Consider the following 13,061-nt stretch of genomic DNA (forward strand, 5'->3'; position numbering starts at 1 on the left):
GTGCGTGCGCAATGATCGACTCTGGCTGGTCACGACGACCGTGATTGCCCTGGTGGCCGCGCTGCTCGGCGGGTTGCTGCTCGCCGGGGCGGGCGGTTCGGCGACACACCGGCACGTGACGGTCGGCGGGGTGCCGCTCGACGAGGTGCACCCGCACGACGCGACCGGTGGCCCGCGCCGGCCCGGGGTGGTGGTGGCGCACGGGTTCGCCGGCTCGGCGCGGCTGATGGCGCCCTTCGGCGACACGCTCGCGGCCAGCGGTTACGTGGTGGTGCTGCTCGATTTCGCCGGGCACGGCGCCGACCGGCGGCCCCTGCCGGACGACGCGGCGGGCACCGACGCCTCCACCGAGGAGCTGCAGCACGACCTCGACGTGGCGATCACCCACCTGCGCGGGCTGCCGGACGTCGACCCGGACCGGATCGCGCTGGTCGGCCACTCGATGGGCGCCTCGGCGGTCACTCGCTATGCGGGCACCCATCCGGTTATCAAGGCGACCGTCGCGATCTCGTTGCCGGGCCTGCCGCCGCGGTTGCCCGAGCGGCTGCTCACCCTCGTGGGACAGCTCGAGTTCCCCGGATTCCGCACCGTGGCGGAGCAGGCTGCCAAGGGAGTGGACACAGGCCGGTCGGCTGTCGTCGTGCCCGGGGTGGAGCACATCTCCATCCTGTACGCGCCGCGTACCCATCGGGAGATGGTGTCCTTCCTGGCGGACAGCTTCGGCCGGCCGGCCACGGACAGCCCGCTGCCGTCGCCGATGCGCCGCGTAGCCGGGGCCGGCGCGTTGCTCGTCGCCCTACTCGTTGGACTGTTCCCGATCGGCTGGCTGCTGCTCGGCGGCGTGCGGCGGAACAGGCCACGGTTCGAGCCCCGGCGCCTGGTCCGGACGGTCCCGGTCGCCGCCGCGGCGCTCGCCGTTGCCTCGGTGACAGCGCGCTGGCTGCCGACCGACCGGCTGCCACAGGCCATCGCCGGCTACCTCGTGGGCCTGACCGTGGTCGGCGGGGCCGCGATGCTCGCGTACGACCGCTTCCGCCCGGCCCCACCACCGGCCGAGCCGGCATCCCGCCCGGCAACCCGCCGCCGGGCGCTGGCCGCGCCGATCCTGCTCGGATACGCCGCCGTGACGATCGCGCTCCCGCTGAACCTGGGCCTCACCTACGCCCTCCCGACCGGCGATCGGCGCTGGCTGCTGCCGATCGTCTGGGCGGGCTTCGCGCTGCTCGCGTACGCCGGCGACCGCCTCTCCGCCGGCAACCCGCCGGGCCTGCTGGTCGTGTCGGCGATCGCGGTGGCGGCCCTGACCGGCGCGGCGGTCGCCGGCCTCGTCTCCGGTTTCGTGGTACTCGTCGTGCCCCCGCTGGCGGTGCTGCTGCTCATCCAGGCGGCGTGGGCCGGGGTTCTGCACGCCTTCGCCGCGCCGCGCTGGCTGATCGCCGCGATGGGCGCCCTGCTCGTGACCTGGCCGATCTCGGCCGCGTTACCGCTGGTCGGGCAATAACCCACTGCTCCTATGGGAATTATATGTGACACCGGTCACAAAGTGGCTGACGTGGACCACTGCTGACCCCTACCTTGGCTGACATGTACCGGAGCACGCGCCTCACCAAGCGTCGCTTCGTCGACTTGCTCCGGGTGTCCAGCAGCACCTGTTGAGGTCCGACGGCGCGCGACGACGCCGCCGTCCCCCTCCCCTCTTTCACCCGACGCCGGCATGCAGCCCGGTCACTGAACCCTGCCCTGAGGAGACATTCATGAAACGCAGATCCGCCCTGGTCGGTGCCGTCCTGGCGGCCACCCTCCTGTCCGGCTGCGGGTCGGGCGCCGGCGCCTCCGGTGGCAAGGAGGTCACCGAGCTGCGCTACCAGGGCTCGGTCGGCGCCGTCACCCTGCCCGAGCTCGCCGCGGACCTCGGCTACCTGGGCAACGTCAAGCTCAAGTGGATCGGCAACACGATCAGCGGCCCGCAGGACATCCAGGCCGCCACCACCGGCGATGTCGACTTCGGCGGCGCGTTCAACGGCGCGATCGTGAAGCTCGCCGCCTCCAAGGCACCGATCAAGGCGGTGATCGGCTACTACGGCGTGGACAAGGACGCGTACACCGGCTTCTACGTCCTCAATGACAGCCCGATCAAGACGGCGCGGGACCTGATCGGCAAGAAGATCGGCGTCAACACGCTGGGCGCGCACTCCGAGGCCGTCGTCAAGACGTACCTCACCCGGGCCGGGCTGACCCCGGACGAGATCAAGCAGGTGGAGCTGGTCGTGGTGCCGCCGGTCAACACCGAGCAGTCGGTGCGGCAGCATCAGATCGACGTCGGCGCCCTGGGCGGCACGCTGCGCGACAAGGCGCTGGCGCACGGCGGCATCCGGCCGCTGTTCACCGACTTCCAGCTCCTGGGCAACTTCACCGCCGGCAGTTACGTCTTCCGCGACGACTTCCTCAAGAAGAATCCGGACACCGTGCGGACGTTCGTGGCCGGCGTGGCGAAGGCCATCGAGTGGGCCCGCACCACCCCGCGCGACCAGGTCATCGCCCGGTTCCAGCAGATCCTCACCAAACGGGCCCGCAACGAGGACAACACCCAGCTGCAGTTCTGGAAGAGCTACGGCGTCAACGGCAAGGGCGGCGTCATCGAGGAGAAGGAGTTCAGCACCTGGGTCGACTGGCTGAAGAACGCCGGCGAGCTGAACGGCAAGGACGTCAAGGCCACCGACATCTACACCAACGAGTTCAACCCGTACGCCTCGGGCGGTGGGGCGGCATGACCGCGATCCACATCGAGAACGTCAGCAAGGTCTTCGAGGCCCGCGGCGCCACGGTGACCGCCCTGGATGGAATCGACCTCCAGGTACGCGCCGGCGAATTCCTGGTCATCGTCGGTCCCAGTGGCTGTGGCAAGTCCACACTTCTGGACCTGATCGGCGGGCTGGCCACGCCCAGCGCCGGCCGGATCCTGGTAGCCGGCCAGGAGGTCACCGGGCCCGGGCTGGACCGGGGCGTGGTCTTCCAGCAGTACGCGCTATTGCCGTGGCGCACCGCCCAGGGCAACGTCGAGTTCGGGCTCGAGGCCAAGAACGTGCCCCGCCGCGACCGGGCCGCCCGGGCCGGCGAATACCTCGACCTGGTCGGGCTGTCGGCGTTCCACGACCGCTACCCGCACGAGCTCTCCGGCGGCATGAAGCAGCGCGTCGCGATCGCCCGCAGTCTCGCCTTCGACCCGGAGGTGCTGCTGATGGACGAGCCGTTCGCGGCGCTCGACGCGCAGACCCGCGACGGCCTGCAGGACGAGTTGCTGCGCATCTGGGAGCGGACCGGCAAGACCGTCGTGTTCATCACCCACGGCATCGAGGAGGCCGTCTATCTCGGCCAGCGGGTCGCCGTGATGACCTCCCGGCCGGGCCGGATCAAGCAGGTGGTGGACGTGCCGCTCACCGCCCGGTCGGCCACCGAGGACCTGCGCAGCGACCCCGAGTTCGCCCACTACCGGCACGAGATCTGGAGCCTGCTGCGCGACGAGGTCGACAAGGCCCGCGCCGCGGAACTGAAGGAGGTCGCCCGTGTCTAGCGCCACGGACACCCGGGTCGTGATCGAGCCGCGCGCTGCGGTTGTCGCGCGGCCCACGCCGTACGGCAAGGGAAAGCGTCTTTTGCAGGTGGCCGGAAACCTGTCGACACGGCTGGCGGCGGTGGTGGCACTGGCCCTGGTCTGGGAGATCTTCCCACGGCTCGGGCTGGTCGACGCCGTCTTCCTGCCGCCGCTGTCCACGGTGCTGGCCGACTGGTGGCAGCTGCTGCTGTCGGGCCAGCTGTGGGAGCACACCGAGGCCAGCCTGATCCGGTCGCTGAGCGGCTTCGGCCTGGCCATCGTGCTCACCATCCCGCTCGGCCTGGTGATCGGCTGGTACAAACCGGTTGCGAACGTGCTGAACCCGCTGCTCGAGCTGTTCCGCAACACGGCCGCGCTGGCCCTGCTCCCGGTCTTCGTCCTGATCCTGGGACTTGGCGAAACTTCCAAAATCGCCATCATCACGTACGCGTGTGCCTGGCCCATCCTGCTGAACACGATCAGCGGGGTGCGCACCGTCGACCCGCTGTTGATCAAGTCGGCGCGCTCGCTGGGTCTCGGCCCGCTGCGCCTGTTCCAGAAGGTTGTCCTGCCCGCGGCCGTCCCGACGATCTTCACGGGCATCCGGCTGGCCGGCGCGTACTCCATCCTGATCTTGATCGCGGCCGAGATGGTCGGCGCCAAGGCCGGCCTCGGCTATCTCATCAACTACGCCCAGTACAACTTCGCGGTGCCCGACATGTACGCCGGGATCATCACCATCTCGGCCATCGGGCTGATCGTCAACCAGCTGCTCATCGCCCTGGAACGCCGCTTTTCCACCTGGAGGACCACCTCATGACCCGCCGTCCCGGACACCTGCACCTGAACGCCTTCCTCATGGATGTCGGGCACCACGAGGCTGCCTGGCGGCTGCCGGAGAGCAACCCGTACGCACATGTGGACGTCGCCCACTACACGAACCTCGCCCGGATCGCCGAACGGGGCAAGCTCGACTCGCTCTTCCTCGCCGACGGCCCGGTCCTCTGGAGCGACGTGGCCCGCCGCCCGGCCGGCGTGCTCGAGCCGACCGTGCTGCTCACCGCGCTGGCCGTGGCCACCACCCACATCGGACTGATCGCGACGGCGTCCACCACCTACAACGAGCCGTACAACCTGGCCCGCCGCTTCGCGTCGCTCGACCGGATCAGCGGCGGCCGGGCCGGCTGGAACATCGTCACGACGGCGGGCATCGACGCGGCCCGCAACTTCAACCTTGACCACCTGCCGGCCCACCGGGAACGGTACGAGAGGGCGGCCGAGTTCGTCGACGTGTCCCTGAAACTGTGGGACTCGTGGGACGACGACGCGATCCTCGCCGACAAGGAGTCCGGCGTCTGGGGCGACAACGCCAAGATCTACCCGGCCGGCCACGCCGGCCACTTCTACCGGGTGGCCGGCGCGCTGAACGTCCCGCGGTCCGCCCAGGGCCGGCCCGTCCTGGTCCAGGCCGGCTCCTCGGAGAACGGGCGGAACTTCGCTGCCCGGTACGCCGAGGCGGTCTTCACCGCGCACCAGACACTCGGCGACGCGCAGACGTTCTACGACGACCTGAAGCGGCGGGCCCTGGAGTTCGGCCGCGACCCCGGCCACGTCAAGATCCTGCCCGGCATCGTCCCCGTCATCGGGGCCACCGAGGCCGAGGCCCGCGAGCGCTCGGAAGAGCTTAACCGGCTGATCCGCCCCGAGTACGCCCTGCCCCAGCTCGCCGAACTCCTCGGCGTCGACGCGGCCGACCTGCGGCTGGACGCCGAACTGCCGGCCGGCCTGCCCGAGGAGGAGCAGATCGAGGGCGCCAAGAGCCGCCGCACGCTGGTGGTCAACCTGGCCCGCCGCGAGCGGCTCACCGTGCGCGAGGTGATCGCCCGGCTGGGCGGCGGCCGCGGCCACCTCACCTTCGCCGGCACGCCGGTCCAGGTCGCCGACGCCATCCAGCAGTGGTACGACGCGGGCGCCGCCGACGGCTTCAACATCATGCCCCCGGTCCTGCCCACCGGCCTGGAGGCGTTCGTCGACGAGGTCCTGCCCATCCTCCGCGAACGGGGACTCTTCCGCACCGAATACACCGGCACCACGCTGCGGGACCACCTGGGCCTGCCCCGCCCGGAGAACAGCAACACCGCAGCCCGCCAGGCGACGGCCGCCTGACTCCCGGGACCACGCCGGCCGGCGGGGCTACGCCGGCCGGCGTGCCACGGTGAGCGGCCCAGATCACAATTCCCGGTGGTCGACGTGGTCGAGGTGGGTGTCCGGGACCGGGCGGCTGGTGGTGACGGCGAAGGTGTCGACGGCGTCGAGCACGAAGGTGGGCACGTCCGGCGCCTTGTCGGCGCGGGTGTGGTGGAAATCCGCGTCGTTGACGTCCTTGACCACGAACGCCGGCCGGGTGTCGACGGCGCCGTACCGGACCTCGACGTTGTCCAGCGTGATGCCGTCGGCGTGCCGGATGAAGAAGCCGTACGCCGGCAGCGTGCCGAACATGGTCGGCTCCGGGTAGGCGTTCTCCAGCTCGGGCGGGTCCGGCACGGCGTCGCCCGGGGTCAGGCCGCCGGCGAGATGGTGGCGCACGTTGCTGATCCGTACGTCTTGAATGTTGTGTCCCGGAATGCCGGCGATCGTGGACGGGTAGCGCGGGTCGGCGTTGTAGGCCACCACATCGCTGATGTTGACCCGGCGCAGCGTGCCGACCGGCACCCCGGCCGGGCCGCGCATCCGGGCGCCGAGCCGGAGGAAGAACGGCATCTGGACGTTGCGCATGGTCAGGTTGCTGATCGTCACGTCCTCCAGCGCCCCGCCGTCGACCGTTTCCAGGGCCAGCCCGCGGCAGTACTCGAAGATCACGTTCGAGATGGCGATGTTCTTGAACCCGCCGTTGGCCTCGGTGCCGAACTTGATCCGGCCGGTGCGGCCGTACGCCCCGGTCCGGAAGGTGCCGTCCACCAGGGTGCCAAGGTCGTAGCCGCTGACCATGCAGTTGTCGATGGTCACATTCTCGGTCGCCCGCGCCTCGCCGAGCGCGTACGAGCTCTTCAACACGATCGCGTCGTCGTTCGGGGAGTTGACCGTCGTGTTGGCGATGGACACGTTGCGGCAGCAGTCGATGTCGATGCCGTCGCGATTCGTGTCGATGACCAGGCCGTCGATCCGGAAGTTGTCCACGGCCGTGGGCAGGATGCAGAAGTGGCCGCCGTTGAGCATGGTGATGTCGCGGATGGCGACGTTGCGGCACCACTTCAGGGCGATCGCCTTGTTGCCCTGCAGCGGCTGCGACTCCTTGCTGCCGCCGGAGACCAGGCCGGCGCCGTCGATCGTGCCCGGGCCGTGGATCGTGATGTTCTGCAGGTTCTCGCCCCAGATCAGGCTGTTGTGCCAATGGCTGTGCCCGTAGTCCTGATAGGAGTTGCCCGGGCCCGGCTCGGCCGGGTCGTATCCGCGGCCGTTCGCCGGCACGGCCGCCCGGATCGTCGCGTTCTCGGCCAGGTAGAGGCCGATGTTGCTGGCCAGCCGGATCGAGTAGCTGGCGTAGGTGCCGGCCGGGAAGTAGACGGTGCCGCCGTGCCGGGCGGCCGCCTGGATCGCCCGGTTGATGGCGTCGCTGTCGATCGTGACGCCATCGCCGCGGGCGCCGAAATGGCGTACGTCGAAGATGCCGCCCGGCGCACCCGCGCCGAAGCCCTCGGGTTCGGCGGCGGCGGCCGGCCGGCCCAGGGCCAGCGGCAGTGCGGCGCCGGCGGCGCCCATGGCGACGAGACGGCGGCGGCTCAACGGTGTGTTCACAGCGTTCCCCTCGTGGTGATCAGTGACAGGCTTGGACATGGAGGAGGCGCGCGCCGTGCGCGGGAACGGTCGCGCCGAAGCCGGCCGCGAAGGAGCCGAGATCGGTGTGGGTCCACAGGTCACGGACGGCGGCCTGCCGGGCGGGCGCGATGCCCAGGTCGCTCCAGGCGGCGGTGACGGTCGCCGGGGCGTCGGCCAGGTTGAACAGTGCGACGGTGTAGCCGCCCCAGCCGTCCGCGGCGAACCAGACCTGTTGCGGCGTCGCCTGGCTGACCGGGTGTCCCGGCCGGCCCGCCTGGTCGACCGCGATGACCTCGCGGTTGGTGAGCAGGCCGAGGTCGTACGGGTCGAGCTTGGTCAGGTCGGTCCCGAGCAGCAACGGTGACGCCTGCAACGACCAGAGCGTCATGACGCTGACCCGTTCGTCCGGGGTCAGGCCGTCGAGATCGCCGTTGCCGATCTCGACGGAATCCATGTCGTTCCAGTGGCCGGGGCCGGCGTACGGCACCCACTGCGGCGCGTCCGTCCAGCGCTTGACCGCCCGCTGGGTCCAGTTGGTGAGGAATCCGGGGCAGTTCTTGTAGCACTCGATGTCGCCCTCGATGCGCCAGCCGTTGGTGTGTCGCGCCCAGACCGGCGCGGCGGCGATCGACAGCGAGTTGGACAGCTCGAGGTGGATCGGCCGGTGCGTACGGTCGAGGGCCGCCCGCCACTGCCGGATGTCCTCCGTGTTGTCGGCTGGATTGTGTCCACCACCCGGGCCGACGAAGTCCATCTTGATGTAGTCCACACCCCAGGACGCGAACAGATCCGCGTACGACTGGACGTATTCGCGGGCGCCGGGCTTGGTGTAGTCGATGCGCCACGAGTCGCCCAGCGTGTTACCCAGCGTCGTGGTGTCGGCGATGTCCGCGGCGTGGTACGGCGTCCCGTAGATGGGCAGGTTCGCGTCGACGGCCGTCTTCGGGATGCCGGGCACCAGATAGATGCCGAACTTCAGGCCGCGCTGATGGACGTAGCGGGCGACGGGCGCGATGCCGTTCGGGAACTTGGTGGTGTTCCAGGCGTCCCGGCCGTACGCGTCGAGGTGGTCGGACCAGCCGGCGTCGACGTTCACGTACTGGTAGCCGTACCGCTGGAGTTTGCTGTGCATGACGTCGGCCTGCGCCTCGATGGCGGTCTCGCTGATCGAGCCGCGCAGCGAGCTCCAGCTGCTCCAGCCCATGGGTGGCCGGGCGGCGATGACGTGCCGTCCGCCGGCCTGCGCGGGTGCGGCGGTCAGCGCGGTGCCCGCGAGCGCCACCGTCAGGGCGGCGGCCATTAGCCCTTTCATGCCCGATCCCTCCTGGTCAGCCGGCGGTGGCGGCCACCGAGGCCGCCGCGCCGGGTCCGTCCGCGGTGAGCGCGGCGATGGTGAACGTGTACGAGGTGCCGGACGTGAGCCCGTCGACGACCCGGATCATCGTCTTGGCCGTGGGCTGGGTGACCAGCGCGTCGCGGCCGGTGGCGTCGATCGTGCGGCCGTCCGAGACGGTGATCCGGTAGCCGACGACCGGCGTGTCACCGGTCGCCGTGGGCGGCGTCCACTGCAGACCGACCGCGCCGGCGCCGGCGCGCGCCTTCAGGCTCGTGGGCGCGCCGGCTCGGACGCCGGGCAGGGCCTGCGGGGTCACGGCCGTACGGGCGGGCAGCGACACCTGGCTGGTGCCGGCCGCGTTGTGGGCCGTGACGGTCGCGGTGTACGCCGTGCCGTCGACGAGGCCACCCACCAGGACGTAGCCCAACCGCTTGAAGTCGGCCGCACTGATGGTCGCGGTGGTGGAATGCGAGCCGTCGGACACCCGGGCGGTGTACGAGTCGACCGGCGAGCCGTTGTCCGCATATGAGGAATTCCAGGTGACGTAGACCGAGCCGTCCGCGGCGAAGGTGCCGACCCGGAACGGGGCATCCGGCACCGACACGACGCCGACGCGCTCGCGCAGCAGGTGCCGGTAGCCCGGCTCCAGGCCCGCGGCGGCCACGATGGCGGCCGGCGCCGCCGCCGGGTCGGCCAGCAGGTGGTTGCCGACGGTCACCAGGCCCTTGTTGTCCGAGTCGGGATCACCGGTCTCCCAGTAGTTGCCGGTGACCAGGGTCGGGTCGTTGTTGCCCAGCGCGTCGCGGTAGTCGGTGTGCCGGCTGGCCACGTTCGCGTACGCGGCGTGGTACAGCACGTTGCCCTCGATCGTCTCGTACGTGCAGCCGTTGTCGGTGTAGACGTTCTTGCCGAGCCCGGCCTGGTCGTAGATGACGTTGCCGGTGACCTTCTCCCCGTCGGCCAGCGACGACCCGGTGATGCCCTGGGTGTAGACGCCGCCGCCGTCGTCCAGCAGCTGCATGTAGTCGAAGATCAGGTTGTTGCTGACCGTGTTGTCGTGCGAGAAGTTCGGCGTCGGCGGATCGCCGATCTTGTCCGGCCAGCCGCCCCAGCCCATCGAGATCGCGCTGTAGCCGACGTGGTCGATCTGGTTGTGGGTGATCAGGTCGCGCTGCGAGTAGCCGTTCAGGATCGCCACGCCGCCGTGGAACTCGCGCGGCAACCCGTACAGGTGGTTGTCGGCGACCGTGACGTCGCGGGTGATGTCGGCGTCGTCGGTGGTCTGCGCCTTGTCGACGCCGCCGATCTCCAGGCCGTTGCCCGAGATGTCGGTGAAGACGCTGCCCTTGACCGTGGCGCCCTGGGTGCCGTCGCCGAGGTCCAGGCCGGCGGCGCCCAGGTGGGCGAAGACGTCGTCGGTGAACGCCACGTCGCGGCTGTCCGAGACCGAGACGTTGCCCGGTTCCTTGGTCCACGCGCCGAACGGGCAGGTGCCGCCGGCGACGTACCGGCAGAGGCCCTCGACCGCGTACCCGTTCGCTCCGCTGATGGTGTAGCCGGCCTGGATCTCCGAGAATCCCTCGCTCGACGAGGGGCCGAGCCAGGTGGCGTACGAGAACCGGATGCCGCTGAACGTGACGCCGGTCGTGCCCTTCTCCTCGACGAGCGTCTGCAGCACCGGCACCTCGACGTCGGCGGTACGCAGGTTCTCGCCGTGCCGGGGCTGGTAGTACAGCCGATGGGCGGCGCGGTCGAGATACCACTCGCCGGGCTGGTCCAGCAGCTCGAACGCGTTCTCCAGGTAGGTCGGCTGCGCGCCGCTGGTGAGGCTGCCCGGTCCGACCATGCTCACGGTGCGGCCGGGGATGTTCGGGAACTCGACGCGCTTGGTGGAGTTGTCCCAGCACGGCTGGGCCATCGTGACCGCCGTGCCGCCGATCGACGCGATCGGGCAGCGCGGTTCGGTCCACTGGCCGAGGCCGGCCCGCTGGATGTTCCACAGCGCCTCGCCTGCGGTGTAGACGAACTCCATGTCGCCCGGATTTCGCCAGTGCGCCAGCGTGTCGGCGGAGGCGGTGTATCCGGTGTCGGTCTTGGTGAGCGTCACCGGCATGGGCCCGCGGGCCCGCTGCTCGCGGGCGCCGTCCACGTAGAACTGCCGGGTGTTGTCCAGCCCGCTGGGCGCGGGCGCCGACCAGAGACCCGGCCGGCCGGCGACCGGCCGCCAGCCGGTGACCCGGTCGCCACCATTGAGGACGGCGCGGCCGCCGCCCTGCCAGATCACCCGGTGGCCATTGCTGCCCGAGTCCCGGGCGTCCAGCGACAGCGGCCGGGACAGGCGGTAGTCGCCCGGCGCCAGCCGGACGACGAGGTCGGAGCGGAGGTTGTGGTCGAGCGACCGCACGCGCTGTTGCGCCTGCTCCAGCGAGCAGGGCCACCCGGACGTGCAGGCGGTTCCCGAGCCGTGCGGCGCCGCGTAGATCGCCTGGGTGGTGGCGGCGCCGGCAACGGCGGCACCCGCCGAGGCCAGCACTGTCGCGGCGACGGCTACTCCGGCGGAGAGGTACCAGCGATTCATCGCGCATCCCCCAGACATCGGATTTTTGCTGAGACTTGCACGGGACGAACGGGGTGTCAACGGCTAAATCAGCGCGATAGGTCGGATGTATCGTGTTGCCGACCCGTTGCCCCACGTCGACGAGAAGGTTAACCTCATCGATGTCACATGGGTAGATGCCATTCACATATGTGCCAGCCCGACAGCCATGAAGGATCGAGACATGACCATGTTCGAGTCCCGGTACCGGTGGTTCCGGCTCGCCGCGGCCACCGTCCTCGCCGCGGCCACCGTCCCAGCCGTCTCCGCCGGACCGGCCGGCGCCGCATCCGCCCCGGCGGATGCGCCCGACACGATCGTCGTCGACCGGGCCCATCCGGCCGGCGCGCTGCCCGGCGACTTCGTGGGGCTCTCCTACGAGATGCGCGAGCTGGCGACCCGGTGCAAGACCGGCGTCTGCGTGGGTGGCTTCGACGCGACCCGCGGAAACCTGGTCACCCTGCTGCGCAACTTCGGCCGCAGCAACGTGCGGATCGCCGGCAACCAGCTCGACCGGGACACGCTCTGGGTGCCGCCCGGCCAGACACCACCCGACTCGCTGCCCGCCTGGGTGCAGGATGTCGTCACGCCGGCCGACATCACGCGCCTCGACGGCCTGCTGCGGGCCACCGGCTGGAAGGCCGAGGTCGGCGTCAACCTCGCCCACTACGACGCGGCGCTCGCCGCCGACGAGGGGCACGTGCTCACGTCGGTCCTGGGCGCCCGGCTGGCCGGCGTGGAGTGCGGCAACGAGCCCAACCACTACGCCGGCAACGGCTACCGGCCCGCGCCGTACGGCTTCGCCGAGCACCGCACGGACTGGGAGGCGTGCCTGGCGCAGCTCGGCCCCGCCCGGATCGCCGCGCCCGACCTCAGCTCCCCGAAGAGCACCGGCGACTGGTTCGGCCAGTTCGCGGCGGCCGAGAAGGACCGCATCGACATGCTGACGGCGCACAACTACACCGGCGCCACCACGATCGAGCAACTGCTCTCCCCGCAGATCCGGGCCAGCGAGTTGTCCGACGTCTCGGCCCAGCTCGCCGCCGCCAAGTCGGTGGGCGTGCCGATCCGCCTCGACGAGACCAACTCGGCGGTCGGCGGCGGCATCGCCGGGGTCAGCGACGTGTACGCCTCCTCGCTGTGGGCCATGGACTACAGCCTCACGCTGGCGCAGGCCGGATTCGCCGGGGTCAACCTGCACGGCGGCTTCGGCATCTGCGGCGCACCGCTCTACAACGGCAAATTCCAGCTCTACACCCCGCTCTGCGCCGCGAACGACCAGGACCTGCGGGCCAAGGTGTACCGGGCGATGCCCGAGTACTACGGGCTCTACATGGCGAGCCGGATGGGTTCCGGCCACTTCCTGCCGATCACCGTGTCGAGCCAGCACAACATCACCGCGTACGCCGTGCGGGGCGACGACGGCCGCCTGCGAGTCGCCGTCATCGACAAGGAGCCGACGACAGCGGCCGCGGCGTCGATCAGCCTCCAGACCGGCGTCACCACCCGGGACGCCTCCATCCTGCGGCTCACCGGCACATCCTTGGACAGCGCCGACGGGGTCGCCGTGCAGGGCAGCACCGTGGACCGGGCCGGGCACCTGCGCCCCGGTCCGGCCGAGCGGGTTCCCGTACGACACGGCACGGTCCGGCTCACCGTTCCGGCCGGCAGCGCCCTGATCCTCACCCTCGACGACTGCGCCTGAACCTCATTCCCCCGGG

10 protein-coding genes are annotated in these 13,061 nt (G+C 70.6%); 7 read left to right on the forward strand and 3 right to left on the reverse strand.

The window, feature by feature from the left end:
• Window positions 1–4: 4 nt before the first annotated feature.
• From IH26_RS0119700 to IH26_RS0119720, 6 genes are all read left to right on the forward strand, one after another.
• Window positions 5–1,501 (forward strand): alpha/beta hydrolase, encoded by a 1,497-nt coding sequence (locus tag IH26_RS0119700; protein WP_030437683.1) that lies wholly within the window; start codon window positions 5–7, stop codon window positions 1,499–1,501.
• An 83-nt stretch (window positions 1,502–1,584) separates the two neighbouring features.
• The gene (locus IH26_RS64530) at window positions 1,585–1,656 is read left to right on the forward strand and encodes a putative leader peptide (protein ID WP_425394390.1); all 72 of its coding nucleotides are present in this window, start codon (window positions 1,585–1,587) and stop codon (window positions 1,654–1,656) included.
• Window positions 1,657–1,754: 98 nt separating this feature from the next.
• Window positions 1,755–2,771, forward strand: a complete 1,017-nt coding sequence (locus IH26_RS0119705) for an ABC transporter substrate-binding protein (protein ID WP_030437684.1) — start codon at window positions 1,755–1,757, stop codon at window positions 2,769–2,771.
• On the forward strand, window positions 2,768–3,571 hold the full coding sequence (locus IH26_RS0119710) for an ABC transporter ATP-binding protein (RefSeq protein WP_030437685.1): 804 nt from the start codon (window positions 2,768–2,770) through the stop codon (window positions 3,569–3,571). Before IH26_RS0119705 ends, IH26_RS0119710 begins: the two co-directional genes overlap by 4 nt.
• Window positions 3,564–4,412 (forward strand): ABC transporter permease, encoded by an 849-nt coding sequence (locus tag IH26_RS0119715; RefSeq protein ID WP_030437686.1) that lies wholly within the window; start codon window positions 3,564–3,566, stop codon window positions 4,410–4,412. Before IH26_RS0119710 ends, IH26_RS0119715 begins: the two co-directional genes overlap by 8 nt.
• Entirely contained in the window at window positions 4,409–5,758 is a 1,350-nt protein-coding gene (locus tag IH26_RS0119720) for an LLM class flavin-dependent oxidoreductase (RefSeq protein WP_030437687.1), read from the forward strand. Before IH26_RS0119715 ends, IH26_RS0119720 begins: the two co-directional genes overlap by 4 nt.
• A gap of 63 nt (window positions 5,759–5,821) precedes the next feature.
• On the opposite strand, the gene IH26_RS0119725 is transcribed toward IH26_RS0119720, so the two are convergent.
• The 3 genes from IH26_RS0119725 to IH26_RS0119735 are packed head-to-tail and all read right to left on the reverse strand — an operon-like array spanning window position 5,822 to window position 11,322.
• A complete protein-coding gene (locus tag IH26_RS0119725; RefSeq protein WP_030437688.1) occupies window positions 5,822–7,387 on the reverse strand; it encodes a rhamnogalacturonidase in 1,566 nt (521 codons plus the stop codon).
• Window positions 7,388–7,406: 19 nt separating this feature from the next.
• Window positions 7,407–8,720 (reverse strand): glycoside hydrolase family 27 protein, encoded by a 1,314-nt coding sequence (locus IH26_RS0119730; RefSeq protein WP_030437689.1) that lies wholly within the window; start codon window positions 8,718–8,720, stop codon window positions 7,407–7,409.
• A gap of 16 nt (window positions 8,721–8,736) precedes the next feature.
• The gene (locus IH26_RS0119735; RefSeq protein WP_030437690.1) at window positions 8,737–11,322 is read right to left on the reverse strand and encodes a fibronectin type III domain-containing protein; all 2,586 of its coding nucleotides are present in this window, start codon (window positions 11,320–11,322) and stop codon (window positions 8,737–8,739) included.
• A 202-nt stretch (window positions 11,323–11,524) separates the two neighbouring features.
• Between IH26_RS0119735 and IH26_RS0119740 the strand changes: the two genes are divergently transcribed.
• Window positions 11,525–13,045, forward strand: coding sequence for a glycosyl hydrolase family 79 C-terminal domain-containing protein (locus IH26_RS0119740; RefSeq protein WP_030437691.1), 1,521 nt, complete (start codon window positions 11,525–11,527; stop codon window positions 13,043–13,045).
• The last annotated feature ends 16 nt before the right edge of the window (window positions 13,046–13,061 follow it).

Origin of the sequence: Actinoplanes subtropicus (assembly GCF_000721705.1) — a bacterium.
GTDB lineage: Bacteria > Actinomycetota > Actinomycetes > Mycobacteriales > Micromonosporaceae > Actinoplanes > Actinoplanes subtropicus.

Bases quoted from the DNA above. Each gene is read 5' to 3' on its own strand.
- IH26_RS0119705 (WP_030437684.1), top strand. From the start codon at position 1,755: ATGAAACGCAGATCCGCCCTGGTCGGTGCCGTCCTGGCGGCCACCCTC.
- IH26_RS0119710 (WP_030437685.1), top strand. From the start codon at position 2,768: ATGACCGCGATCCACATCGAGAACGTCAGCAAGGTCTTCGAGGCCCGC.
- IH26_RS0119720 (WP_030437687.1), top strand. From the start codon at position 4,409: ATGACCCGCCGTCCCGGACACCTGCACCTGAACGCCTTCCTCATGGAT.
- IH26_RS0119730 (WP_030437689.1), bottom strand. From the start codon at position 8,720: ATGAAAGGGCTAATGGCCGCCGCCCTGACGGTGGCGCTCGCGGGCACC.
- IH26_RS0119735 (WP_030437690.1), bottom strand. From the start codon at position 11,322: ATGAATCGCTGGTACCTCTCCGCCGGAGTAGCCGTCGCCGCGACAGTG.
- IH26_RS0119740 (WP_030437691.1), top strand. From the start codon at position 11,525: ATGACCATGTTCGAGTCCCGGTACCGGTGGTTCCGGCTCGCCGCGGCC.